This is a genomic window from Embleya sp. NPDC127516, from assembly GCF_044765325.1.
Classification (GTDB): domain Bacteria; phylum Actinomycetota; class Actinomycetes; order Streptomycetales; family Streptomycetaceae; genus Embleya.
Window position 1 is genome coordinate 1 of sequence record NZ_JBIWJT010000048.1, and the last position, 25,140, is coordinate 25,140.

Genomic DNA, 25,140 nt, shown 5'->3' on the forward strand with positions numbered 1-25,140 from the left:
GGACGCGTAGCGTTGGGACCAGAAGTCGGTGGACCACGCGTCGTTGAGGGCGTCCACGTTCTTGTAGCGCTCGCCCAGCCAGCGTCGGAAGTCGGCGGCGGAGGTGTCGCAGAAGCATTCCGCGACGTGGCAGCCGTACTCGTTGCCGACGTGCCACAGACCGAGCGCGGGGTGGTCGCGGTAGTGCGTGGCGACCGCCTCGACCAGACGCGCGGCACGATCGCGGAAGATCGGCGAGGACGGGCAGAAGTGCTGACGCCCGCCGGGGTACAGGACCGTGCCGTCGGCCGTCCTGGGCAGCACCTCGGGGTGTTCGGTGATCAGCCACGGCGGCGGTGCGGCCGTCATGGTCGCGAGGTCGGCGGTGACGCCGTGGGCGGCGAGGTCGTCCATGACGCGGTCGAAGTACGCGAAGTCGTAGGCGTCGCGGGCCGGTTCCACCCGGGCCCAGCCGAAGATCGCGAGGTTCACGACGGTGACCCCGGCCTCGGTCATCAGCTTGAGGTCCTCGGCGCGGGTGGCCTCGGGCCACTGGTCCGGGTTGTAGTCGGCGCCGAAGCCGATGCCGCCCAGGCGCGCGCGCAGCGCGGCCACGCGGCCGGCGGGAGTGGGTGTGGTGTCGTTCATCGGTGCGTTGTGGCGTGGCAGGGCCTATGGCCACCGGTCCGTGCGCCACTTCTCCTTCGAGGTTGCGGTGGGACCCGGAGGCACGTGCCCCCCGGGATGTGCCGGTTCGCGGGGGGACTTCGAGCGCCGCGCATTCGCCGCCGACCCACATTGGATTCGCGGGCACGCGACGCGCCCGTGTGGGTGCTTCCGGTTCGGTATGGGTTGGGGTTTCGTTGGGCGGTGGTGGTCAGGCGCCGAGCGGTGCGGCGGTGCTGTCGCGGACGATCAGGTTCGACGCGACCGAGGTCGCGCCGCGGACGTCCGCGTGGCCGACGCGGAATTGGTCGAGCAACAGTGCGACGCACTGCCGGCCGACTTCCTCGAAGTCCTGGTGGACGGTGGTGAGCGAGGGCAGGAACCAGGCCGACTCGGCCAAGTCGTCGAAGCCGACGACGCTGACGTCATGGGGTACGGCACGGCCGGCCTCGTGCAGGGCTCGCACGATGCCCAGTGCCATCTGGTCGTTGCCCGCGAACACCGCGGTCACATCGGGGTTCGCGGCGAGTTCGAGGCCGGCCGCGTAGCCGCTTGCCGCCGTCCAGTCGCCGTACAGCAGTGGGGGAACGCGCGAGCCGGCGTCCTTGAGGGTGCGATGCCACGACTCGGCACGGCGGCGGGCCGCGTAAGAGTCCTGGGGGCCGGACACGTGCCACACCGTGCGGTGGCCCAGGTCGAGCAGGTGCTCGGTGGCCAACCGGGCGCCCTCGGCCTGATTGGTGTCGACTCCGGGGTGACGCCGCGTCTCCTCGCCGTCTACCACGACGACCGGCAGGCCGGAGGGTAGCCGGAGCGCGGAGGTGTCGAGGATCTGCGCCTCGATCAGGATGATGCCGTCCACGGCCTGCATGGTCAACCGGTCGAACGCCTCGTGCACCGCGCTCTCGGTCTGCGCGCGCACGCTGACCACGTTCACCGAGTAGTCCGCGTCCTGCGCGGCCGACACGATGGCTTCGAGCGTGCGGGCGTTCCCGTACGCGTTCAGTCCGAAGCTGATCACGCCGAGCATCCGGAACTTGCCGGTGGCCAGTGCCCGGGCGGCCGTGTTGGGTCGGTAGCCGAGCATCCGCATCGCGGCGAGCACGCGTTCGCGCGTCGCCTCGTCGACGTTGTTGCGGTTGTTCGCGACGCGCGAGACGGTCTGGCTGGAGACCCCGGCCATCTCGGCGACGTCGGCCATGGACGGGGCGCGCTTGCGCGCTGTGGCGGATCCACCCGTCCCGGGCATCGCCGGTCCACCTTCCTTCGGCATACCCCGGTCCTTTCACTCACCGCGTGGCGCCCTGGCAGCGCACGAGTCATGTTTGCGCAAACACGAAGTCAGGTCAACGGGGTTGCGATCGTGACCTGAGATTGTCGGTTCCGAGGTACCGATGGCGGACTATTTCCGACTTCTTGCCCCACGGTCGACTATTGACAGCACGACATGCTGAGGACACACTCTCGAATCGCAGCCGAAATGTTGGCGCAAACATCAACGAGCGATCCTCGTTTCCGCGATCCCGCCCCCTTCCACCCGAACCGCCTGCGATCCGTCCTCGATATCGAGCCCGGCGTGACGCAGCGTCCCGGAGGACCTTCCGTGAGACTCGACTCGGCCCCGCGTTGCCGCAGAGGTCCGCGGTGAAGCGCGGCGCCCTACGGCGCAACCTCACCGGTCATGCCTTCTTCGCCCCCTTCCTGATCGTCTTCGTCATCGGCGTTGCCGCACCGCTCGTCTACGCGTTCCGGCTGAGCCTGTACGAGGATCGGATGATCGGGGGCACGGTCTTCGTCGGCTTCGACAACTATTCGAAGGCGCTGAGCGACCACCTGTTCACCGCCGGGCTGGCCCGGGTCGCGCTGTTCTTCGCGATCCAGGTACCGCTGATGCTGACCCTGTCGCTGCTCATGGCATTGGCCATCGACAGCGGCCGGTTGCGTGCGCCGGGCCTTTTCAGGGTGGGCATATTCATCCCCTACGCGGTGCCCGGCGTGGTCGCGGCACTGATGTGGGGCTACATCTACGGCGACCGCTTCGGCCTCGCCGCCGAGGTTGGTGACCTGCTCGGCACGAAACTGCCCGATCTGCTCGGTCCGGACTGGATGCTCGCGTCCATCGGCAACGTGGTGACCTGGTCCTACGTCGGCTACAACATGCTGATCCTCTACGCCGCTCTGCGGGCGATCCCCGACGAGCTCTACGAGGCCGCCGACATGGACGGCGCGGGTTCCTTCCGCAAGGCCTGGAGCATCAAACTCCCGGCGCTGAAGCCGGCGTTGCTGCTGGCCACCACGTTCTCCGTGATCGGCAGCTTTCAATTGTTCAACGAGCCGAGCATCCTCCAGACGCTCGCCCCGGCGTCGGTGCCGACCAACTACACCCCGAACCTGTACGCCTACAACCTCGCGTTCAGCGGCCGCCAGTTCAACTACTCGGCCGCCATCGCGGTGGTCCTCGGCGTGGTCACCGTGTTCGTCGCGTACCTGGTCCAACTCGCCACCGCACGACGGGAGCGCATGCAGTGAGCACTTCCACCCTGCCGGATCGACCGGCCGTGACCGACGAGGCACCGACCAGGTTCCTGCGCCCTCGCAGCCGCCGACCGCGGCGCGGGCGCCGCGATCGCAAGAGCGCCGCGCTGACCGTCGCGATGGCGCTGATGCTTGCCTACACCCTGTTGCCCCTGCTCTGGCTGATGTTCGGTGCGACCAAGTCCAACGAGGGCCTGTTCTCCTCGCGCGGGCTCTGGTTCGCCGACGACTTCGCGTTGTTCGACAACATCCACGACGTCTTCACCTACGACGACGGCATCTATCTGCGCTGGTTCGCCAACAACCTGCTGTACTCGGTGGTCGGCGCGGGTGGCGCGGCGCTGATCGCCACGCTCGGCGGATACGCGCTGGCCAAGTTCGATTTCGTCGGACGCAGGCTGATGTTCGCACTCGTGGTCGGGGCGATCTCGATCCCGGGCACCGCGCTCGCGGTCCCCACGTATCTGCTGTTCAGCGACGTGGGCATCGTGAACACCCCGTGGGCGGTCATCCTGCCCTCCCTGGCCAGCCCGTTCGGCCTGTACCTGATGCGCGTGTACGCGGCCGACGCGGTGCCGGACGCGATGCTGGAGGCCGCCCGCATGGACGGCGCCGGCGAGCTGCGGATCTTCTTCACCATCTCACTGCGACTGCTCATGCCCGGCTTCGTCACGGTGCTGCTGTTCGCACTCGTGGCGACCTGGAACAACTACTTCCTGCCGCTGATCGTGCTCAACGACCTCAACTGGTTCCCGCTGACCGTCGGCCTCAACCGGTGGAACGGGCTCGCCAACGGCGGCAGCGTCGCGGGCGACACGCCCATCTATCCGCTGCTGCTCACCGGCAGCCTGCTGGCGATCGTGCCGTTGGTCGTGGCCTTCCTCTTCCTCCAGCGGTTCTGGCAGTCCGGCCTGTCGGCCGGTGGCGTCAAGCAGTAGCGGATCTCTCGTTCGCCCGATCCGCGGCCGCTCGCTCGCCGGACTGTCGTCGGCTCCACCACCCCTTCGTCACCCACCCGTTCCCACGTTCGCTTGTCCTCGACCACGCGAAATACCTCTGGAGTGGCACACATGAACGCAAGACTGCCGATCGTCCGCCGACGCACGGCACGCGGGATCACCGCCGCGACCGCCGCGACCCTTGCTCTCGCGCTGACCGCGTGCGGCTCGGACGGCAAGTCCGACGACCAGGGCGGCGGCAAGAAGTCCGACCCCACCGCGGTTGCCGGAGCGCTCGACAAGCCCGCCGAGATCACGTTCTGGAGCTGGGTGCCGAACATCGAGAAGACGGTGGCCCTGTTCGAGCAGAAGTACCCGAAGGTCAAGGTCAAGGTCACCAACGTCGGTCAATCCGCCGACGAGTACACCAAGTTGCAGGCCGCGCTGAAGGCCGGGACCGGCGCCCCCGACGTGGCGCAGATCGAGTACTTCGCGCTGCCGCAGTTCGCGCTCACCAAGCAACTGGTCAACCTCGCCGACTACGGGGCGGCCTCACTCCAGGACAAGTTCGCCAAGTCGGCGTGGTCGCAGGTCAATGTGGCCGGCGGGATCTACGGCATCCCCCAGGACACCGGACCGATGGCGATGTTCTACCGCAAGGACATCCTCGACAAGCTCGGCGCGACACCGCCCAAGACGTGGGCCGAGGTCGCCGAACTCGGCAGGAAGATCAAGGCCGCGAATCCGGAGAACTTCGTCACCTACGTCGACCCGGGCGACGCGGGAATCGGCAACAGCATGATCTGGCAGCAGGACGGGAAGCCGTACCAGGTCACCGGCGAGAGCACGGTCGCGGTCAAGCTCAAGGGCGACCCGGGCGCGGACAAGTGGGCGGCGACCTGGGGACAAATGCTCGCGGACAAGACCGTCGACACCACACCGAGTTGGAACGACGAGTGGTGGAAGTCCATGGCAGCCGGCAAGTACGCGCTGTGGATGACGGGTGCGTGGGCGCCGGCCGTGCTCCAGAAGAACATCCCACAAAGCAAGGGCCAATGGGCGGTCGCACCGATGCCACAGGGTCAGGACGGGGCGCCGGCCGGCTCCGAGAACGGCGGGTCCGCGGTCGCGGTGACCAAGCAGGCCAAGAACAAGGAGGCTTCCCTCGCCTTCGCCCAGTGGCTGAACTCCGACCCGGAGGCGGTCAAGTCGCTCAACAGTGATGTCGGCCTTTTCCCGGCGACCAAGGCGCTGCTCGAGGACCCGGCCTTCCGCGGCGCCGAAGTCCCGTACTTCCCGGGCTCGAAGCCCAACGAGGTCCTCGCGCAGATGTCCGAGGCCGTCCGGCCGGGATGGCAGTACCTGCCGTTCCAGGTGTACGCGAACAGCATCTTCAAGGACACCATCGGCCAGGCGTCCAAGCCCGGCGGCGACCTGCCCGGGGCACTCTCGACCTGGCAGGAGCGCATCGTCTCCTTCGGCAAGGACCAGGGCTTCACGATCAAGTGACGCTTGCTCTCGTCGCGGGTCGAACAGCCCTCCCCGGGTGCTTGTTCGACCCGCTTCGGCACGCGTACGCGTCACATCCGGAAATCAACCCCCGACATCCTCCGCGCCGGGCAGGCCCGCGGCATCCGTGTCGGCGTCCGAGTCCACAGCGGCGTCTGCGGCTGCATCGGCGCCGCCGTCGGCCCCGGCAACCGCAGCGCAGGCTCCGGCGTCTGCCGCCGCCGCGGAAGACCTCCCCGCCGACAACGACACAGACACCGAAGTCGGTGTCGGCACCGACACCGAAGTCGACGGCGGCACCTTGGCCGGGACACGGGAGACCGACCACACACCGGTCATCCTCGTCTGTGCCGGGGCACTACTGGCGACCGGCCTCCTCGTCACCGTCCGCAGCCGCTCACGGGCCAGGCGCAGGGCAAGCCGGTGGCACCAACCACCGCTCCCTGCACACGACTTGACCCCAGGATGCAGTTCCCTTCCGCCTGCGTGATCCCACACCCGCCGCACCGGTCCGACGACAGGAACCGAACCGGCGCAGCGGCATCGGGTCCCGGGTTCCGGGTCCCGGGTCCCTGATCATGCGGTCGGACCCCCGCAGAGCCATCCGATCTCCTCCCCACGAGGGAGGGACAGGAGGCGCGGCCCTCATCCGGGCCGCGCCTCCGCGCCTGCCGACGCCCCAACCATGAGACTCGCCGCACTCACCGGCATGCGCCCGACTGCGCTATCCCGTCCGACACCGGCTACGCCGTGTGGACTCCGTCGGATACGCGTGGGCCACCGGGGCACGCACATTGCGACCCCGAGTTCGCTCCGCGACGACTTCACCGCGGTCGAGGCCGACGTGACGGCCAGAGGCGTGCCTTCAAGGCAGGGGGAGACGAACGCGCCGGCTTCCTGTGGTCACTCGGGATCGAGCAGACGCCGCGTTGGCGGACCGGCATGGAACCCAGGAACGGTCACACCTCGCGGGGGCGCGCCGGTTCGGCGCGTGAGGTCGCGGTCGTCGGCCGGCAAATCATGCCGCGCGAGGGGCAGTTCGACGTCGGGAATCGAATGCGTGGGGGTTGAGGGAGACGACCTACCCGGGTCGGGGCACCGCGCGGGGGCGTCCGGCCGGCCCGGGCGCGGGGATCAATCGCAGCCCACCATGTGCAGCACCTTGATCGTGCCGCCCTTGCGAATCGGCGCGCCCTCGCCGGGACTGAAGCCCCGAAGTCGGCACATGCGAAGGTGGTCGCCGTACGGCAGGTCGAACTTGAGACCGGCCGCGCGCACTATGGCGAACGCGTCGGGCATGTACCGGTTGTAGAGGTTGGGCACCACCGTCATGGCGCCGTCCTCCTTTGCCACCGTCACGGTCACCGTGGATCCCGGGGAAGCCGTCGCGCCCTCCGCGGGGCTGGTCCGCAGCACCGTGCCCGCAGCCGAGGTCGAGGTCTCCTCCACACGGGTGACCATGAAGCCGAGGGCGATCAGCCGGGCCTCGGCTTGCTCGTACGGGAGGTTCGCCACGCCCGGTACGCTCACCGTCGCGGCGGGGGTGCTCGCGGACGCCGTCGGTCCGGACAACGTGACCGTGATCGTCGTCTTCGCGGGGTGCACCTTCCTGCCGGGAGCCGGATCCGTCGAGGCGATCTTGTCACCCACGCCCACAACGGTGTAGCGAAAGCCCTTCTCGCGCAGGATTGCCAGGCCCTGGGTCCGGGACTTGCCGACCACGTCGGGTACCGCGACGGTGACGTCGGTCGATGTGCTCGGCGTGATCGGCGCGGGAGTGTCGGAGACGGATGGGCTGCTCGTGGCGGTCGGCAAGGCCATCGCCGACGATCCGGTCACCGGCTGCGCAGCCGGCCCCTCGGCGTCGCCGGGTCCCGACGCGCCGAGCCTCACCAGGACGACGGTGACCACGAGCGCGGCGGCGACTCCGGCCATACGGAGCCCGCGGGCGCGACCTCCGTGCAAACCCCCATACGGGTCGCCCGATTCGTAGGGGTCCGCCGCCGACACGCGCCGGCCCCGGCGATCCGCGGACGCGGCGCGGATCGAGAACACCGCGACCGCCTCCACCCTCGGGTCCCTGGTGGAGACCACTCGGATCACCACGTCGGTGTTCGCCGGCTCCCGTTCGATCGATTCCTCGAACGCGCCGCCCGCACCGAAGTCGGACGCTGGGACACCGCCGTCGCTCGGGACCCGGGTGGCGACGTCGAGATCGTCCTGCCCGACCGTATACACGATCGCCCACACCCGCCGTTCGCCCGAGAAGACGTCGGGAAGGCCGGGCCGGTCCACGGCCGTCCGCGACTCGGCATCCGGCGCGACCCGCAGTTCGTAGCGGTCGAGCGCGCTGCCGGCGTTGCGCAGGTTCAACCTGACCATGACCGTCTCACCGGGTCCGGCCGTCACCTCGCGCGGTTCGCACCACGCCTGCACGGCATACACCGGATTTCCCGATCGCTGACCGCTCAGGTCGGCTCCGCACTGCCCGCCCGGGCAGTAGACGTCGGTCTCCGCGTATGGCGAGCCGCACAACACACACCACAACACGTTCGTCGTCCCTCTCGATCTTCATACCAACGTTCCCGCGCACGGGTGCGCACCGCCGCTCGCACATCGCGGGGGCGTCCGGAATCGCTGTTCACGGAGCTCTTGTCCTGCGTCATCGGGTCGGACCGGCACGACGATTCGTGCCGGTCCGACCCGATGATCCGATCCGCTCAGGCCCGGGGACGGCCGCGACGCTGGTTCGGGTACAGCGCTCCACCACCGATCGCCATCAGTGCGACCGCCGCCCGGTGACGGGGACGGCACCGGTGTCGTTCCCGCCGGTCTCGGCGAGGTCCTTGCGAGTCACGCACCGGGACGACCGGCAGCCGCGGGGCCTGCTCGGGCACTCGGCCTCCGTGGCCGAATCGGCGCCCGGCGTGGTCTCGATCCGTTGTGCCGCTCGCTATGTCGGCAGGCCGACGGCGCGTTCGCCGCTGCGGCGTTGTTGGATGACGACGGCGACGACGAGGAGGGCTCCCTGGGCGACGTTTTGCCAGAAGGAGTTGACCCCGACGACGTTGAGACCGTTGTCCAGGGCGCCGAGCAGGAAGACCGCCAGCAGCGTGCCGCCGATGCCGCCCTTGCCGCCTTGGAGGGCGCAGCCGCCGAGTGCGGCGGCGGTGATGGCCTTGAGTTCGAGGCCCTCGCTGCCGGACGTGGGTTGTCCGGAGCCGGTGCGCGCGGTGAGGATGACGCCGGCGATCGCGGCCACCACGCCGGCGAGCGCGTAGACGGACACGAGGTACTTGTTGATGTTGATGCCGGCGAGGCGGGCGGCGGTGTCGTTGCCGCCGATGGCGTAGATGTTGCGGCCGATGTCGGTGTACTTGAGCAGGACGTGCACGGCGGCGGCGACCAGGAGCAGGGCCCAGATCTGGACGGACAGGCCGAGGATCTTGCCGCGGGCGAGGAAGATGAAGAAGTCGTTGCCCAGGACGTAGCCCTGCGCCCGGCCGCCGGCCAGCAGTTGGGCGACGCCCTTGTACGCGGCGAGCGTGGCTAGGGTGGCGATGACCGGGTTGACCCGCCCGTACACGATGACGATGCCGTTGACGACACCCGCCGCGATCCCGACACCGATCGCGGCGAGGATGCCGACCGCCGCCTTGCCGCCGGCCGAGGTGAACGCCATCGCGCTGACCACGGAGGCTATGCCGGCCTGCGAGCCGACCGAGATGTCGAGGGCTCCGCAGATGATGACGACGGTCTGTACGACCGCGAGCAGGCCGGTCACGGCCACCGTGTCGCCGATCACCGTCATGTTGGCGGTGGTCAGGTAACCGTCGTCGAGCCAGGTGAAGATGCCGACGACGGCGATCACTGCGGCGATGAGGCTGGTGTTCTGCGCGCCGATCGCGGTGGTGACGCGGCGTGGGAGTGCCCGGGCGGATCCGCCGGCGGTGGGGGTGGGCATCGGTGCTGGTGCCTGCCTGGTCGTGGCGGTCATGACGGGTTCCCTGGAGTCGATTTGGCAAGGTCGTAGGCCATGGCGAGGGCGAGGATGCTCTCCTCGCTGGCGGCGGCGCGGTCGAGTTCGCCGGTCACCCGCCCGTTCTGCATGACGACGATCCGGTCGGCGAGGCCGAGGACCTCGGGGAGTTCGGAGGAGATGACGAGGATCGCGACGCCGGATTTGGCCAGTTCGTCGATGAGGCGGTAGATCTCCGCCTTCGCGCCGACGTCGATGCCGCGGGTGGGCTCGTCCAGGATCAGGAGCTTGGGACGGCGGGCGAGCCAGCGGGCGAGGACGACCTTTTGTTGATTGCCGCCGGACAGCTTGCGGACCTCGTGGTCGATGGACGGCGTCCGTACGCCGAGTTGCTCGACGAACTGCTCGGCGAGTTCCCGTTCACGTCGCGAGCTGACGAACCGCCGGCGTCGCAGTCGGTCGAGGACGGCGATGCTGATGTTGTAGCGGACCGAGCCGGTCATGAACAGCGCCTGGGCCTTGCGTTCCTCGGGGGCGTAGCCGATGCCGGCCCGCACCGCGTCCCGGGGCATGCGTAGTCGAAGTTTTCGGCCGTCGACGCGGACCTCGCCGGAGCGGATCGGCAGGTCCCCGACCAGCGCCGCCGCCAGTTCCGATCGTCCCGCGCCGACCAGGCCGGCCAGCGCGACGACTTCCCCCTCGCACACGTCGAGGTTCACCTTGGCGACGTGGTCGGTGGTCAGGTTGCGTACGTCGAGGACGGTTTTGTCGACGGGGTTGCGCTTGCGAGCGAACATTGCCGACAGGTCGCGCCCGACCATGAGTCGCACGACCTCGCCCTCGCCGGTCTGCGCCGCGTCGCGGATGCCGGCCAGTGCCCCGTCGCGCAGTACCGCGATGCGGTCGGCGAGCCGGAAGATCTCCTGCATCCGGTGGGAGACGTAGATGATGGCGAGCCCTCGGTCACGGAGCTGTCGGATGAGGTCGAAGAGGGCCTCCACCTCGTGATCGGACAGGGAGGATGTGGGTTCGTCGAAGGCCAGGACGGTGGCCTCGGTGGTCAGCGCGCGCAGGATCTCCACGAGTTGGCGTTGTGCGGGCGAGAGCTGGGAGCCGAGCGTCTGCGGGGCGATGGCGTGCGCGAATCCGAGGCGCTCGAGGTCGGAGCGCATGCGCCGATACAGAGCGGCCCGGTCGAGTATTCGACCCTTCTTGCGCGGCAACGCGCCGACGTAGACGTTCTCGGCGACGCTGACGTGCGGGACGATCTCGGGTTCCTGCGCGATCACCCGGATTCCGTGCCTGCGCGCGTCCGCGGGGCTGTGCAGCTCGCGGGGGGTGCCCGCGACCATGATGCGTCCGTCGCTGGGACGGTGGTCGCCGTTGATGATCCTGATCAGAGTCGACTTGCCGGCACCGTTCTCCCCCATCAGGGCGGTGACCGTGCCGCGAGGGAAGTCGAGGGTGATGCCGCGCAGGGCGTGGACCCCGGAGAACTCCTTGTGGATGTTCTCGACCGTGAGCGCGGATCCGGGCGAGTCGAGGGGCGGGCTTTGCGTCATGACTGACCTCGGGGCGTTTCGGGGAGTCGCGACGACGCGGGTAGACGTCGGGTCGTCGCGACTCGCACCGGTCGGTGCCGTCGAAGGCGACGGCTTTCAGGTCGTTGCCGCCGTGGGCGGGGGCTCGGTCAACTGCACTTGAGGCCGGACTGTTGCCAGTTCGAGGGGTCGACCATCTTGGTGGTCGCGAACGCCTCGGGCGCGAAGGGCTTGCCGTTCTTGAGGCGGTCGACCATCGTCTGCACGGCGAGACCACCGACCTCGTAGCCGTTGATGAACAGCGCGGCCTTCATCCCGCTCGGCTTGCCGGAGCCCCAGTCCTTGCAGGCCAGGTAGCCGCCCAGGCCCACTCCCACGACGTCGGCCGCCCCGTAGCCGCCGTTCTGCAGTGCGGTGACCGCGCCGCTGACGTTCTCGTCGTTGCAACCCCACACGATCCAGTGCTTGATCGAGCGGTTGCCGCTCATCGTGGCCGCGGTCTTGTTCTGGGCGTCGGGCGGGGTGTTGTCGGTGCCGACCTTGAGCAGCTTGACGTCCGCGCCCGTCGCCCGCTTGAACGCCTCGTGTGCCGCGTTGACACGATCCGAGCAGACCGTCACGTCCTGCTTCCACGCGGCGATGATCGCGGTGTCCTGCGGAGCCCAACCCGCCTTCTTGAACTCCTCGGCGGCCCGGTCACCGACCTGGGTGCCCATCTGAGCCCCGCTGAAGCCGACACGTGGCACCAATTGATCAGCGGAACACTTGGTCGGATCGGCGCCGTTCACACAGATCTGGTCATCCGACGCCAAGAGTGCCGCGCCGTTCTTCGCTATCTCGACGACCTGCGGTCCCACTGCGGGGTCCGGCACGACGATCACCACGCCGTTGTACTTCTGTGCCAGCGCCGCCTGGACCTCGCTGACCGCCTTGTTGGTGTCGTTGCCGAGGTTGACGACCTTCAGATCGACACCCAGTTCCTTGGCCTTGGCCTTGGCCCCGTCCGCTTCGTCGATGAAGTACTGCTGGTCACCCTGCTTCTGCAGGTACGCGATCTTGACGTTCCCCGACACGGGAGCCGTGTTCGACGTCGTCCCCGCCTTGCTGTCTTCCTTGCCCGACGAGCAGGCGGTGAGCCCCACGGCGAGCGCGAGGGCGGCCACCATCGCGGCGCCGTGCCTACTGCGTCTGCGGTGCATCATCATCGATCTCCTTGGGGACAGCGGGGAGCTTGCGATTGTCAAACAAACATCTTCCGACGCAACCACTCGCGACGTGAGGCATATATCTAGCAGTTCAAACATTAACCAACAAGACTCATTTCGGTAACGCAACATCGTTCGTCGAACCAAGCCCGAAACATGCCGGTCTGAGACCGAGACGGAAGTGAAACGAGGGATGAGACGAACGTTGGCACGTTGGAATGTGTTGGATTGCCGTTGCGCCAAGCAGGGTGCTTGGGATAGCGGCAGGTCGGAGACCGAGTTGGATCCCGGAACGGTCGCGGATCGGGGCAGGATCGGACCGCGGCCTACGGCGGGGGTCGCACGCCTCGCACCTGACGATTCGACGGAACGAAGGCGTCGGCGGCGGATCAGCGATCGCCCGGGCACGCGATGAAGCGACCGGGGTGGACTGCGGCTCCATCGGGGCGGGGGTTCACGAGGCACGCCCGATCGGCAGCCGCGCACCTGCGCGGGGTCGCCGGGCGAGGGCGGTCGCGCCCGGCAATGAGGTCACATGCCAGGCGAAACCATGACCAGGGCCTTGACCCGGCGTCTGGTGGACGCCCCGGGGTCACGGTAGCCACGAACTCGGTTCCGATGCCCGCCATCTTGTATCAATTCGGTCATATCGATCAAACCATGGTGGCGTCCGACCAGGGCATGGTGGCGGGGGGCGGGCTTCGCTCCCCCTGGGACGCTCCAGCTTCCACCCGCGAGTCGTGCGCGCGGCTCGCCCCTGCCATCGCGCCGGGAACGGCGCTGTCCCCCGCGAAGGGGCGTGGACCGTTCGACCGGAGCGCCTTCACGCCGCCGAAGGATCACGAGCGCGCCAACGGCCTCAACAGAGGCCACGGGCTCCGGCCCCGGCGATGCGGCCCAGGCCGATCACGTGCTCGTCCGCGGCGAACCGCCGCGCGCCACGACCGCTCCGGTCACCCGGTCATGTCGTTGTTCGGATCGACGACCACGAGTTCCCCGACGTGTTCGGCCAATTCCTCCTGCGCTTCCTCGCCCAGGCGCGAGTCGACGATCAAAGCGTCCGCCTGGCTCAGTGGGGCGATCGTGCTGATGCCGATCACGCCCCACTTCGTGTGGTCCGCGACCACCACGAGTTTGCGAGCCGCCCGCACCAGGGCGCGGTTGGTCTCCGCTTCCAGCAGGTTGGGGGTGGTGAATCCCGCCCGGACACTCATCCCGTGCACCCCCAGCACGAGCACGTCGACGTTGAGGTTCTCCAACGACGCGACCGCGACGGGTCCGACGAGCGCGTCCGACGGGGTACGTACGCCGCCGACCAGGACGACGGTCTGGTCGGCGCGGCCCTGGTGGTGGAAGACGTCGGCCACGGGAATCGAGTTGGTGACCACCGTCAGGCCGGGCACATCCGCGAGATGTCCCGCCAGAGTCCACGTGGTGGTTCCGGCCGACAGGGCCACGGCGCTGCCGGGCGGCACCAGGTCCGCCGCACGACGGGCGATCGCCTCTTTCTCAGCAGCCTGCCGGCCCGACTTCGTCACGAAGCCGGGTTCCTCCGTCGAACCCATCTCGACCGAGGTCGCGCCCCCGTGCACCTTGGCGACCAGCCCCTGCTCGGCCAGCACCTCGAGGTCACGCCGGACGGTCATGTCCGACACGCCGAACATCTCCACCAAGGCGGCGACACGCACCGCTCCCTGCTTGGCCACCAGGTCGACTATCGCGAGTTGCCGCTGCCGGGCCAGCATCCCGCCTCCTATTGATTGCAGGGGCCACGTATCAACAGTTTCAAACATAGCAGCCGCCGAACCGGTCGCATCGGACCTCCCATCCAACGAGTCGACCGCTCCCTCGGCAGGCTTCGTGACGCGCCCGGGGACGCGCCGTATTTCGAGCATGAGGCGGTGAGAAATGTTTGAAACCGAGGACCGCATTGTGTTTTTATGATTGAACCTGTTGGGAGAGTGGCTGTGGCTCGTCCCGACCCCGGCCGCGCGATCAAGGTCGCCGCGTTGCGACGAGGACTGCATCGTGACGAACAGGCGGGCGCGTACATCCCCAAGGAGTCGAAAGTGACCACGGTCGACACGAGATGCGCGGCCCGCCGGTCCGTCGCGAACCCCGACCAACCGCGCATGGTCGCGGCCGGTGAAACCTTCGACGTCGTCGAGGTGAGTGCCGCGATCGGCGAGGCGGCCCTGAGTCTCCTGCGGACCCGAGGGGTCCGACCCGGCACGGTCATCCTCGATCGCCGACGCCACACCGTGGGTTTTCTGGTTCCCCCGCGGCACGAAGGCGCCGGTCGTCGTCGCCGGGAACTTCCCAGACGCCACGGTGCCGGCGTGTGGATCACCTTCCCGCCGTCACCCTGCCCATCGGACGCGCCCGTCGCGTGGCTTGTGGCGCCGGATCGGGGCGCCTTGCGCACGATGCCGGACCAACAGCTCCAGAACGCGATCGCCGACACGGTGCGCGAATCCACCGACCGCGACACCGACCGCATCGGATGAAGGGAAGGCCGCGCGCGCCTTCGCCGGACCGTTCTGCCGCTCGCCCGAACGCGCCGACCTTCGAGTGCGGTTCACCCGCTTCGTCGTCGGACCTCCGGACGCGGGACTGCACGAGCATCCGTGCACACAGCCGTCGGCCGTGAATTGCCGGGGCTTGGCAGGCAGCCGTCCTGACTCAACCGCCGTGACAGCACTCTCGCACCACGGCGTGGCGACGCTGGACTACGTCATCGAAGACCTCGATGACGTGGACGACGCCGATGACGCCGATGACCCGGAACAGGGCTTCCTGGTCGGGAGCTTCCGGGTGGGCGAGACGACGTCCACCACCGGATTCGCCGGCGCCGGTGAGGTCCGGGCCGCGATCGGCGCGGTCCGATGATGCCGTCGCACCCCGCCGCGCCGCACCTCGACGTGCCGTGTGCCGGTGCCCACCGACGGGTTTCAAGGTGCTTTCTCGGGCCATGGCAACGATCACAGTGTCGATGCCTGGGGGCTTCTTCTGACGCATTGCATGTTGCGGGGGATTCCGGTTCGACGGGAAGCTGACGGCCCGTCGGATCACGTTCGTCCTGTTCAACGAGGAACCGGAGAACAGGCGTCCGTCAGACGTGTCGTGCCGTTTCCGGCCGCACCCTCAAGGAGGTGGGATGTCCACCCAGCAACAGCCCCTCGACAGTGCCGAGGTCGACGTGGCTCTGCAGGTCCCCGGCGAACAGGTCAACCGGCTCAAGGCGAACTCCGTCGGGTTGGTCGGCGTCGTATTCATGGCGGTCGCCACCGCCGCCCCGATCACCGCGATGACCGGCAACCTGCCGATCATCGCCGGGTCGGGCAACGGCATCGGGGCTCCCGCCGCGTACCTGTTCGCCACCCTCGTGCTGACCGTCTTCTCGGTCGGGTATGTCGCGATGGCCAAGCACATCACCGCCGCCGGCGCGTTCTACGGCTTCATCTCGCACGGCCTCGGCCGGGTCGCGGGCATGGCGTCGGGCCTGCTGGCGGTCCTGGCGTACGTCGTCTTCGAAGCCTCGATCATCGGCTTCTTCGCGGCCTCGTTCAAACAGCTCGCGAGCGACCAGTGGGGGCTCGACCTGCACTGGGGTTACTACGCGATGTTCGGGCTGCTGGCCATCGCGGCGATGGCGTTCTTCGACATCCACCTGACGGCCAAGTTCCTCGGCGTCGCGCTGGTCCTGGAGATCGCGGTGCTCGCCGCCGTCTCCTTCGCGGTGTTGTTCACCGGCGGTGGACCGGACGGCATCGTCGGCGAGGCGGTCAACCCGCTCAAGGCCTTCGACGGGGTCAACGGCAGCATGGGAGCGGCGGGCCTCGGGCTGTTCTTCGCCTTCTGGTCCTGGGTGGGCTTCGAGTCGACGGCGATGTACGGGGAGGAGTCCCGCGACCCGAAGAAGGTGGTCCCCCGGGCCACGCTCATCTCGGTGGTCGGCGTCGGCCTGTTCTACATCTTCGTGTCCTGGATGATGGTCTCCGCCGCCGGCAAGTCCGGTCTGGCCGAAGCGGCTTCCGAGGGCACCCTGTTCTTCGCGCCTCTGGGCGATCACTTCGGCGACACCTCGGTCAAGATCTTCCAGTGGCTGGTGGTCACCGGCTCCTTCGCCTGTGCGATGGCCTTCCACCAGTGCGCCTCGCGCTACCTCTACGCCATCGGGCGCGAGGGCTTCATCCACCCGGCGCTCGGCAAAACCCACGCCAAGCACGGTTCGCCGTACATCGCCTCGTTCGTCCAGTCCGTCATCGCGATCGTCCTCGTGGTGGCGTTCATCGTCGCGGACATGGACCCGTCGGTGCACCTGTACGGCCTGCTCGCGCTGCTGGGCACGATGGCGATCCTCATCGTCCAGACGCTGTGCTCCTTCTCCGTCGTCGGCTACTTCCACGTACAGCACAGGCACCCGGAGACCAGGCACTGGTTCGCCACCCTCACCGCGCCGGTCGTCGGCGGCGTCGCGATGGCCGCCGTGGTCGGGCTGCTCGTCTACAACATGGACACGGCCGCCGGCGCGGCGGCGGACACGCTGCTCTTCAAGCTCATCCCGTACATCGTCGGCGGATTCTTCCTCGCGGGCATCGCCCTCGCGCTCTACATGAAGCACCAGCGCCCCGAACGCTACGAGCGGATGGGCCGCATCATCCTCGAGGACGCGGCCGAGCGCTGACCTCCTCCACCCGGCCCCGGGCCGTACGCACGTCCTTCCCCGTTCTGCGTACGGCCCGGGGCTTCGTCATGCGTAAGCCCTTCCGGTTCCGCCCGCGAGCCGAGGCTTCGGTGTGCCCGCAACGCCCCGTTCCGGGCCGGGAACCGACTTCCTTCTTCCAAGGAGCATCAAGATGAGCCGAACCAGAGCGATGGCCGCGCTGCAACGCGTGGCCGCCGACCACCGGGCCGCAGCGGCCCTGCGCATGCCGGTCGGCGAGTACCGGGACATCCGTGACGAGGCCGCCGCCGACCCCGCCGGGCCGAGCCGGCGTGCGTTGATCAAGCGAGCCGGAGTGCTGGGGATCGGCCTGGGCCTGGCCGGCACCGCGCTGAGCCGCCCGGCGCTCGCCGCGGAAAGCGCGGCCAGGCCCCCGGCGAACCCGGGCCGGGTGGTCATCGTCGGGGCCGGCATCGCCGGGCTGACGGCGGCGCTGACCCTGGCCGACGCGGGCGTGAAGTCCACCGTGTACGAGGCGAATCCCACCCGTGTCGGCGGCCGGATGTACTCGCAGAAGACCTACTGGGGCGGTGGCCAGACCTCGGAGATCGGCGGCGAGCTGATCGACACCGGGCACAAGAAGATGCTCGAACTGTGCCGCCGGTTCGGACTGGCCACCGTGGACTTCGCCGGCTCCGGGCCGAACGGCGCCACCGAGACCCTGTGGTTCGACAACGCCTACTACCCGCGTGCCCAGGCCGACGAGGACTTCAAGGCGATGTACCAGGCGGTCCGCCGGGACTACCAGGAATGCGGCGACGTCACCTGGAACCGGACCACCGCCGCCGGCACCGCGATCTCGAACACGACCCTGCGCGACTGGATCGACTCCCGGACCCCGGGCGGCTCCTCGTCCAAGCTCGGGCAGTTCCTCGACGTCGCCTACACCGTCGAATACGGCGCGGAGACCGCCGACCAGTCCGCCTACGCCGCCGTCTGCATGCTCGGCTGGCAGTCCAACCCGGGGCACTTCAACATCTGGGGCGGCTCCAACGAGCGCTACCACGTGGTCGGCGGGAACGACCAGGTCCCGAACGCCATCAACGCCGCACTGCCTTCCGGCACCGTGCGGATGGGACACAAGCTGCTCGCCGTCCGGGCGAACGGCGACGGCACCCAGACCCTCACCTTCGACACCGACGGCACGACGACCACGGTGACCGCCGACCACACGATCCTGGCCGTCCCGCTGCCGATCCTCAAAGGTCTCGACCTGACCCGGGCGGGGTTCGACCCGATGATGACGAACCTGCTGCGCGACTCCCGCATGGGCCACGTCTCCAAACTCAACATGCAGTTCACCAAGCGCACCTGGCTCGGAGCGGGCGGCAACGGCCTCGGGCCCTGGCCCGGCGTGACGGCCGGCGACGCCTTCACCGACCTGCCGTTCCAGCAGACCTGGGACACCACCAAGGGCCAACCCGGAACCAAGGGCGTACTGATCCAATACGGCGGCGGCACCATGGCCTCCGCCCTCAACCCGTCCGGCCCCTTCAACACCGCCGAACAGGACGCCTACGTCGCGAACCTGGCGAACACCTACCTGGGACAGATCGACAAACTCTTCCCCGGCACGAAGGCCCAATGGACCGGCAAGGCCCAACTGTCGGCCTGGACCAGGAACCCGTACTCCCTGGGCGCCTATTCGTACTGGCCGGTCGGCTACCTGCACCGCTACGCCGGCTACGAGGGAACCCGCCAGGGCAACGTGCACATCTCCGGCGAACACACCTCCTACGACTTCCAAGGCTTCATGGAAGGCGGCGCCACCGAGGGCGAGCGCGCCGCGAAGGAGGTCCTCGGCCTGGCCTGACCCGACCCCACCGGTGCCGGGCGCGTCCGCCCGGCCGCGCCCGGCACCGGGGGACGCTCGCCGTCGGGACGACCCACGCCGCCACGACCGCGACGACCGGATGAGGCGCTCCTTGCGAGCAGCCCCCGGCGCCGCGTGCCCGGCGGTTCCGGCGGATGGTGGAGCGTGGGCGGCGAGCCCTGCGGGTCAGCCCCCGAAGCGCAGCCGAAAGTCGCGCAGCGACAGTGACACGAGGGGGCGCCGGCCGGAAAGCGCGGCCAACGGGCCGTCGAGCGGGAACTCCCAGCGGGCGGACGCGATCCGCAAACCGGTGCGCACGCGTGCGCGGCTCCTCTTCGCACGGCCGTCGAGGGTCTGGACGATCCGGCCGGCGATGGTCCATCGCCGGGGCACCGTCAAGCGGGGCGTGAACTCGGCGCGGGCCAGGCAATGTGCGGTTTCCGCCCGTGCGTTCACTCCACCGTCCGTGTATTGCCGGATGTCGATACGGGCCATCTCCTTGGGGATGCCCCACAGGGCGCGGCCACCGTCACGCGCAATCGTATGGTCGACCCAGATGTCGCGGATGCAGGCCCTCGGACGCAGTCCCTCGCGCACCAGCATCGCCACGAGGAATTCGCGGTAGGCGAGTACGCCCTCCGGCTCGTACACGACCCAGGCCGCGGCGACCAGGCGACGTCCGGCGATCGTCACGGACCGGGTCCCTTCCGGCGTGTCGGCGGACAGATGACGCCTCGGAACGGCGAACAGCGAAATGTGGAGTTGCCCGCGCAGCTCCCACGGCTCCGGCGGATAGACCGACACGCACGGCCCCCTTCATCACGGATGAACCGGACGGTCACGCAGGAGCGCCGACCCGCCGAGGGTCCCGAAGCCCCTCCCCCACTCGGCTGCCTCGTCCTTCCGCGGACAATCCGTCCGCTCCGACGGACCAAAACCGGGCCGCAGCCGTCCGACATGCGCACTCATCGTAGTACATCGATGACTTGGGGTTACGGTGAACAGGCTTCCGAGTACACGGGATGCCGCCGTGGACGTGTTCAGGACGCCTTGCGCTTGCCGTGCGCGCGCTTCCTGCCGCCGGCGTCGCGGACGGCGTCCTCGAGTTGGTCGCGCGTCATCCTGGAGCGTCCCGGTACCTCGAGGTCGGCGGCCATGCGGGACAGTTCGGCCTTGGTCAAGGCGGACAGGTTCCCGGCCTTGCCGTTCGGCGCGGAGCCGCCCTTCCCGCCGCTGTCGCTCCTGTCGCCCGTCCTCGGCCGAGACTTCCCGCCGGTGGGGCCGGCCTTCCTCCCACGCGGGCGGGTCGTCGTCCCCGCGCGACGCTTGGCGGAGCCTGCGGCTTCGCCCTTGCCGGGCTTGGTGCGGCCGGCCGTGGTACGGCCGCGCCCGCCCGCGGTGTCCACACTGCGGCGCAGGGCGTCCATGAGGTCGACCACGTTCGTCGGCTCGGGGGCTTCCTCGGCGGAGACCATCTCGTTGCCTTGCCGTTTGCTCTCCAGGAGTTCCTCGACGCGTTCGCGGTAGGTGTCGTGGTACTCGTCGGGGTGCCAGGGGGCGGCCATCGCCTCGACGAGTTGTTCGGCCATCTTCAGTTCCCGCTCCTTGAACGCGGTCTTCTTCGGGAGATGGTCGAGTTCGGCGGTGGGATCGCGGATCTCGTCCGCGAAGTGCAGCGTTTCCAGGGTCAGTACCCGCCCCCGGGCGCGCAGAGCGGTCAGGTACTGGCGGCCGCGCATCACGAACAGGGCGATGCCGACGCGGTTCGTGCGCTCCAGCGCCTGGAGCAGCAGGGCGTAGACGCGTTCGTACTCGGGTTTGGTGGGAGCGAGGTAGTAGGTCTTGTCGAAGTGGATGGGGTCGATGTCGGCGAGGTCGACGAAAGCGGTGACGTCGATGCTTCGGGACCGGCCCGGGGCGATGTCGGCGAGTTCGTCGGGCTCGACGGTGAGGTACCGGCCGTCGCCGGTGTCGTAACCCTTGACGATGTCGGCGTAGTCGACCTCCTTGCCCGTGCGCTCGTTCACTCGCTGGTTCCGGACCCGGTCGGCGGTGCCGCGTTGGAGCTGGTGGAAGTGGATCGTGTGGTCCTCGGTCGCCGAGAACAGCCCGACGGGGACGGTCACCAAGCCGAAATTGATCACACCGGTCCAGATCGCGCGCGCCATACCCGCACCTTTCTGCAAACGAGCGGACCGGCCACCGCCGGCCGGGACGGACGGGAGGGCGGGCGCCCGGCGGGGTCGCCACCCGGCGGAACGTACTCTCCGAGCAGTCGAGCACCCGAGCACTTATTTTCCTTTTCTCCTGTTTTCATTCACTTTTGTCCGAGAGCGCCCCGATCTCCGACCCGACCGAGGTACACAGCGCGTTGTCCTGCCGGCCGGAGAACCTCGGCCTGCCCGCCGGGGTCGACGTTTCGTCACCCGCGCGTTCGCGGGCGGCGACCGCGGCGCGACTCGACCGTCGGCCCCGTCTCAGCGGTACCGCAACGCCCCCGTCGCCGTGTGGCCCGCCCCCTGCCGGAAACGGAACGAGGCCTGGCGTCCGCTGTGCAGGGAGCATTCGACCCGGGCCGGCGGATCGAACTCGGTGAAGTACGGCGTCCGCAGCCGAAACGCCGTCGGCCGCAACAGCTCGCCGTCGCTCGCGAGTGCGATCGCCTGCCGGGCGGCTTCGACGAGCACCATCCCGGGCACGTGGTCGCCGGCGTGATCGAAGAAGAAGGGATGCAGGTGATCGGCGGGGTCCAGTTCCAGGATCCCGCCCCCGCTGTGTGCGAGCAGGACGTCGCGGGGCAGGACCGCGTCCACCGCCTCCGGTGTCGGTCTGCGGCACGGCCGAGGCGCTCGGACCCCGGCCGAATCGCCGCGCAGAGCCGCATACGTGCCCGCGTCCAGGAATCGCGCGTTGCCGCCCGCGCGCGCGAAGGTTGTGAGGCCGGCCGAGAGGTGGATGCGCAAGCGCATGCCCCGAAGTCCGCGCCCGTCGCGCGTGGGCCGCAGGTCGTCGACTTCGGCCAAACAGGTGATATCGGTGGCGCCGCTCCGCAAACGCGGCTCCGTGGCGACGTTCACGCCGTAAAAAAGGTCCTTGATCAGAAAGTGCGCTTCGAGGGGCACGGAGAAGAACTGCGACGGGATGAAGATTCCCAGCTGACGGAGCGTTTCCACGATCATCAGCCGGCTGTGTCCGCCGTCGCCGGACGGCGGGAATGTGGGATGCGAGCGAGGCCACTGGGCCGCGGCCAGAAAGGTCGCCTCCGCGAGACGGACCACATCGGTCAACAACACCTCGGCCACCGAAGCCCGGTGCACCGACTCCCGTGCCACGGTGCGCGACCAACTCAACTGCCTCGCCGACAGGCCCGAAGACGCTGCGCGGCCACCGAACGTAGTCATGGATACAAGCAGAACCCAGGGGCCGGGATGGTGCATGTCGTCCTCTCGCCACGACTCTCGCGGCATCAGGCGCGCCTTGGAAGGTGCGACGGTTCCGCTTCCGAGCGATGTCGTGTCGCGTCCGTGGTGCGTCACCACGAGCCCGAACGGCACTAGTTTCTACGCAGATATCCGAGCTGGAGGTGGCACGTGCAGGAACGGGCCGGAGCGACTCGCCAATCCCTTCTGGAGACGGCGGCACGCCTGTTCCACGAGCGAGGGTTCGCCGGGACGAGCATCAGCGATATCGGCAACGCGTCGGGACTCACCAGCGGTGCCATCTATTTCCACTTCACCAACAAGGATGCCCTGGCCCGCGCGATCGTCGAAGCCCACTTCGCCACCTGGCCGGAGCTCATCGAACGGCAAATCCCGGCGGGCGCACCGGCCTTGGAGGGTCTGGTGCGGCTCAGCTTCGCGGTGGCCCGGGCCTATCGCGACGATCCCGTGGTCCGTGGCGGGGCACGGTTGTGGGGAGAGCGCTATGCCATCGACGCGACACTGCCGACCCCCTTCGTGGACTGGATCGCCGCCGCGCACGCCTTGCTGGATCGCGCGCGCGAGGAAGGCGATCTCGCGGACCGCGTCGATCCGGCGGCGGCGGCTCGCTCGATCATCCACGCCTTCTTCGGCATGCACACCGTCTCCGACGCGCTCTCCGGCCGCGCCGACATCGAGAACGACCTGACCGACCTCTGGCGCCTGCTCCTGCCGGCCCTGCTCGCCGATCCCCCGCGCGCCGAGGCCACCCTGGCCCGCGCCCTGGCGGGTACAACGGACGGCCCCGGAGTCGCCCCGAAGGTTTGCGCGGACGCCGAATAGCCACGGCCGACAGCCCCGAACGCGCCGTCCCGACCACCCACGCGAACGCCTCCTCACCTGCCGGCGGATCACCGAACGACGCGGCCACCCATCGTGCCCGGCACCCCGGAGCGCGACGCGTACCACCGGACCGACGGGTCGCCCGCACCCGCCCGCACCCGCATCGAGAGCAACACGCTGTCAAAGCGTCATTATTTGATTACTTACCGTATCCAACCTAACGTAATGAGCGTTATGTTTCGGGTCGGCCCACAACGCCGTCTCCGGACCTCGCGCGGGCATCTCGGGGGCCCGCCCTCTCTCGATCGGACGGCCCCATCGATGACAGGCAACTCCCTCCTCTCCTGGACCCCGGCAGCCATCGTCTTCGACTGCGACGGAACCCTGCTGGACAGCGAATGCCACTGGGAAGAAGCGCGTGAGCTCGTGCTTCGTGGGTACGGGGTCCCGACCCCGGCCGACTTCGGCGAACGCACCAAGGGCCTGCACTTCACCGAATGCGGGCGGCTCATGACCGAAGTGGTGGGCCTGCCCACCAGCCACGCAGACCAGGTGACCGGGCAACTCCTCGAACACTTCCGCAAGTTGGTCGCGGCCCATCCCGTGACGATTCCCGGGGCGGTCGAATTCGTACGCCTGGCCTCGTGCTTCGCACCCCTGGCGGTGGCGAGCAACTGCCCCCGTGACGTGGTGAAGTCGGGCCTGGCACACGCCGGACTGCTCCACCGCTTCGTCGACGTCGTGGTCCCGGACGCGAACCTGCGCCCCAAGCCCGAACCGGACGTCTACCTCGCCGCCACCCGAGCCTGCGGCGCCGCTCCGGCCGTCACCCTGGCGGTGGAGGACTCGTACTGCGGCATCCTCTCCGCGACGCGGGCGGGGTTGCGCGTCCTGGGCGTGGGTGCCGACCCTCGCGACGAGGAACTGGCTCTCGCCGACATGTGGGTGAGCACACTGGCCGACGCCGACCTCCTGCACTGGGCGAAGACACGCGAGAGCCTGCCGGAGTCCCGCGTGCCTGCCGCCGACCGGGGAGCCCGGGCAACGGAAGCGGTCGTGGTCTCGTGACGGCGCGACGGGGGCACCGACGCGCCCTGTGACACCACCGCGACGGTGCGGCGACCGACCGCGCCGCCACCGACGACATGCGCCGCGCGACCGGCTGGTTCGCCGAGGGGCCGTCGGAGGCCGAGGCATGGGAAAGGTGGTCACTGCGGCCTGAAGACGCGTTGACGCGTGCTCGGGGGCGGGCGGTGCGCGCGCGGGCGGGGCGACGCGCACGCCAAGTGGTGGCGCCTGCCGGCTCCGACGGGTCGGCGGCGTGCCGTTCACGGCGGCTGTCGTCCGGTTTCGCGTGTGGTCAGCGGTGTGCTGCTCCCAGTGCGCCGGTGGTGTAGTCGATCAGTGCGTCGGCGACGTCGTGCGCATTGTGGTCGTCGGTCGGGGGCGCGTCGGCGAGGGCGGTGACGATGGTGAGTGCGGCCCAGGCGAAGCGGGTGCGAAGGACGGTGGGCGGCAACGCGGACAGGGCACGGGCGAGTTCGGCGTCGAAGGGGGCCCGGTGCAGAGCGGCCTGTTCGGCCAGGCGGTCGCGCCAGGGCTGTGCGGCCCGGGCCAGGGCGGCAAGGAAGCCGAGATAGGTCGGGCCCCAGGGCTCCTCCCGGCGGATTTCGTCCAGGGGGCGTACGAAGGCTTCGACGACCGCGCCGAGTTCGGGCGTGTCGGCGACGCCGAGCCGGTCGAGGTAGCGCGCGCGGCGCTGCGCGAGACGGCTCATGCGGTGGGTGAGCACCGCGTTCACGAGGGCCTGTTTGGAGCCGAAGTGGTAGTGCGCGGCGGCCACGTTCACGCCCGCTTCGGCGTTGATCGCGCGCATCGAGGCGCCGTCGACGCCGGCTTCGGCAATCCGCCGCTCGGCGGCCTCGATCAGCCGCGTCGCGGTCGTGTCTCCGTCGGTCTCGGTCATGCCGCCGATCCGCGCCCCGCC

General features: G+C 69.1%; 20 protein-coding genes. 9 read left to right on the forward strand and 11 right to left on the reverse strand.

The window, feature by feature from the left end; genetic code table 11:
- Together ACIRL2_RS47420 and ACIRL2_RS47425 are read right to left on the reverse strand one after the other, a co-directional pair.
- Positions 1 to 627 (reverse strand): beta-galactosidase (locus ACIRL2_RS47420; protein ID WP_402241378.1); only part of this gene is annotated, 627 nt, incomplete at its 3' end.
- A gap of 229 nt (positions 628 to 856) precedes the next feature.
- Entirely contained in the window at positions 857 to 1,846 is a 990-nt protein-coding gene (locus tag ACIRL2_RS47425) for a LacI family DNA-binding transcriptional regulator (protein ID WP_402241494.1), read from the reverse strand.
- Positions 1,847 to 2,289: 443 nt separating this feature from the next.
- Between ACIRL2_RS47425 and ACIRL2_RS47430 the strand changes: the two genes are divergently transcribed.
- The 3 genes from ACIRL2_RS47430 (at position 2,290) to ACIRL2_RS47440 (ending at position 5,627) form a co-directional block, all read left to right on the forward strand.
- Positions 2,290 to 3,174, forward strand: a complete 885-nt coding sequence (locus tag ACIRL2_RS47430) for a carbohydrate ABC transporter permease (protein WP_395872315.1) — start codon at positions 2,290 to 2,292, stop codon at positions 3,172 to 3,174.
- A complete protein-coding gene (locus tag ACIRL2_RS47435) occupies positions 3,171 to 4,118 on the forward strand; it encodes a carbohydrate ABC transporter permease (protein ID WP_402241381.1) in 948 nt (315 codons plus the stop codon). Before ACIRL2_RS47430 ends, ACIRL2_RS47435 begins: the two co-directional genes overlap by 4 nt.
- A gap of 132 nt (positions 4,119 to 4,250) precedes the next feature.
- On the forward strand, positions 4,251 to 5,627 hold the full coding sequence (locus ACIRL2_RS47440; protein ID WP_395872319.1) for an ABC transporter substrate-binding protein: 1,377 nt from the start codon (positions 4,251 to 4,253) through the stop codon (positions 5,625 to 5,627).
- 1,134 nt (positions 5,628 to 6,761) lie between these two features.
- On the opposite strand, the gene ACIRL2_RS47445 is transcribed toward ACIRL2_RS47440, so the two are convergent.
- The 5 genes from ACIRL2_RS47445 to ACIRL2_RS47465 all read right to left on the reverse strand — a co-directional run bounded on the left by ACIRL2_RS47445 (position 6,762) and on the right by ACIRL2_RS47465 (position 14,097).
- Entirely contained in the window at positions 6,762 to 8,009 is a 1,248-nt protein-coding gene (locus ACIRL2_RS47445) for a PASTA domain-containing protein (RefSeq protein ID WP_402241384.1), read from the reverse strand.
- A 571-nt stretch (positions 8,010 to 8,580) separates the two neighbouring features.
- Positions 8,581 to 9,624, reverse strand: coding sequence for an ABC transporter permease (locus ACIRL2_RS47450; RefSeq protein ID WP_402241387.1), 1,044 nt, complete (start codon positions 9,622 to 9,624; stop codon positions 8,581 to 8,583).
- A complete protein-coding gene (locus tag ACIRL2_RS47455) occupies positions 9,621 to 11,168 on the reverse strand; it encodes a sugar ABC transporter ATP-binding protein (RefSeq protein WP_402241389.1) in 1,548 nt (515 codons plus the stop codon). Before ACIRL2_RS47455 ends, ACIRL2_RS47450 begins: the two co-directional genes overlap by 4 nt.
- Positions 11,169 to 11,296: 128 nt before the next feature.
- Positions 11,297 to 12,349: a substrate-binding domain-containing protein gene (locus ACIRL2_RS47460; RefSeq protein WP_395872327.1), complete on the reverse strand. Its 1,053-nt coding sequence runs from the start codon at positions 12,347 to 12,349 to the stop codon at positions 11,297 to 11,299.
- 956 nt (positions 12,350 to 13,305) lie between these two features.
- Positions 13,306 to 14,097 carry a DeoR/GlpR family DNA-binding transcription regulator gene (locus tag ACIRL2_RS47465; RefSeq protein WP_395872330.1) on the reverse strand — a complete coding sequence of 264 codons (792 nt, stop codon included), beginning with the start codon at positions 14,095 to 14,097 and terminating at the stop codon, positions 13,306 to 13,308.
- Positions 14,098 to 14,319: 222 nt separating this feature from the next.
- Between ACIRL2_RS47465 and ACIRL2_RS47470 the strand changes: the two genes are divergently transcribed.
- The 4 genes from ACIRL2_RS47470 (at position 14,320) to ACIRL2_RS47485 (ending at position 18,891) form a co-directional block, all read left to right on the forward strand.
- Positions 14,320 to 14,859 (forward strand): hypothetical protein, encoded by a 540-nt coding sequence (locus tag ACIRL2_RS47470; RefSeq protein ID WP_395872331.1) that lies wholly within the window; start codon positions 14,320 to 14,322, stop codon positions 14,857 to 14,859.
- 184 nt (positions 14,860 to 15,043) lie between these two features.
- Positions 15,044 to 15,241 carry a hypothetical protein gene (locus ACIRL2_RS47475; protein WP_395872333.1) on the forward strand — a complete coding sequence of 66 codons (198 nt, stop codon included), beginning with the start codon at positions 15,044 to 15,046 and terminating at the stop codon, positions 15,239 to 15,241.
- Between the two features lie 268 nt (positions 15,242 to 15,509).
- Positions 15,510 to 17,039, forward strand: coding sequence for an APC family permease (locus ACIRL2_RS47480; RefSeq protein WP_395872335.1), 1,530 nt, complete (start codon positions 15,510 to 15,512; stop codon positions 17,037 to 17,039).
- A 172-nt stretch (positions 17,040 to 17,211) separates the two neighbouring features.
- Positions 17,212 to 18,891, forward strand: a complete 1,680-nt coding sequence (locus ACIRL2_RS47485; RefSeq protein ID WP_402241394.1) for an FAD-dependent oxidoreductase — start codon at positions 17,212 to 17,214, stop codon at positions 18,889 to 18,891.
- Between the two features lie 186 nt (positions 18,892 to 19,077).
- On the opposite strand, the gene ACIRL2_RS47490 is transcribed toward ACIRL2_RS47485, so the two are convergent.
- The 3 genes from ACIRL2_RS47490 to ACIRL2_RS47500 form a co-directional block, all read right to left on the reverse strand.
- Complete coding sequence (locus ACIRL2_RS47490) at positions 19,078 to 19,695, reverse strand: acetoacetate decarboxylase family protein (RefSeq protein WP_402241397.1); 618 nt, start codon at positions 19,693 to 19,695, stop codon at positions 19,078 to 19,080.
- A 236-nt stretch (positions 19,696 to 19,931) separates the two neighbouring features.
- Complete coding sequence (locus ACIRL2_RS47495) at positions 19,932 to 21,059, reverse strand: Ku protein (RefSeq protein WP_402241400.1); 1,128 nt, start codon at positions 21,057 to 21,059, stop codon at positions 19,932 to 19,934.
- 309 nt (positions 21,060 to 21,368) lie between these two features.
- Positions 21,369 to 22,292, reverse strand: a complete 924-nt coding sequence (locus ACIRL2_RS47500) for a ScbA/BarX family gamma-butyrolactone biosynthesis protein (protein ID WP_395872343.1) — start codon at positions 22,290 to 22,292, stop codon at positions 21,369 to 21,371.
- Between the two features lie 189 nt (positions 22,293 to 22,481).
- On the opposite strand from ACIRL2_RS47500, the gene ACIRL2_RS47505 reads away from it, so the two are divergent.
- Together ACIRL2_RS47505 and ACIRL2_RS47510 are read left to right on the forward strand one after the other, a co-directional pair.
- Entirely contained in the window at positions 22,482 to 23,153 is a 672-nt protein-coding gene (locus ACIRL2_RS47505) for a ScbR family autoregulator-binding transcription factor (protein ID WP_395872344.1), read from the forward strand.
- Between the two features lie 321 nt (positions 23,154 to 23,474).
- Positions 23,475 to 24,221 carry an HAD family hydrolase gene (locus ACIRL2_RS47510; protein ID WP_402241403.1) on the forward strand — a complete coding sequence of 249 codons (747 nt, stop codon included), beginning with the start codon at positions 23,475 to 23,477 and terminating at the stop codon, positions 24,219 to 24,221.
- A gap of 292 nt (positions 24,222 to 24,513) precedes the next feature.
- Here ACIRL2_RS47510 and ACIRL2_RS47515 read toward each other — a convergent pair whose 3' ends face one another.
- A complete protein-coding gene (locus ACIRL2_RS47515; RefSeq protein WP_402241406.1) occupies positions 24,514 to 25,119 on the reverse strand; it encodes a TetR/AcrR family transcriptional regulator in 606 nt (201 codons plus the stop codon).
- Between the last annotated feature and the right edge of the window lie 21 nt (positions 25,120 to 25,140).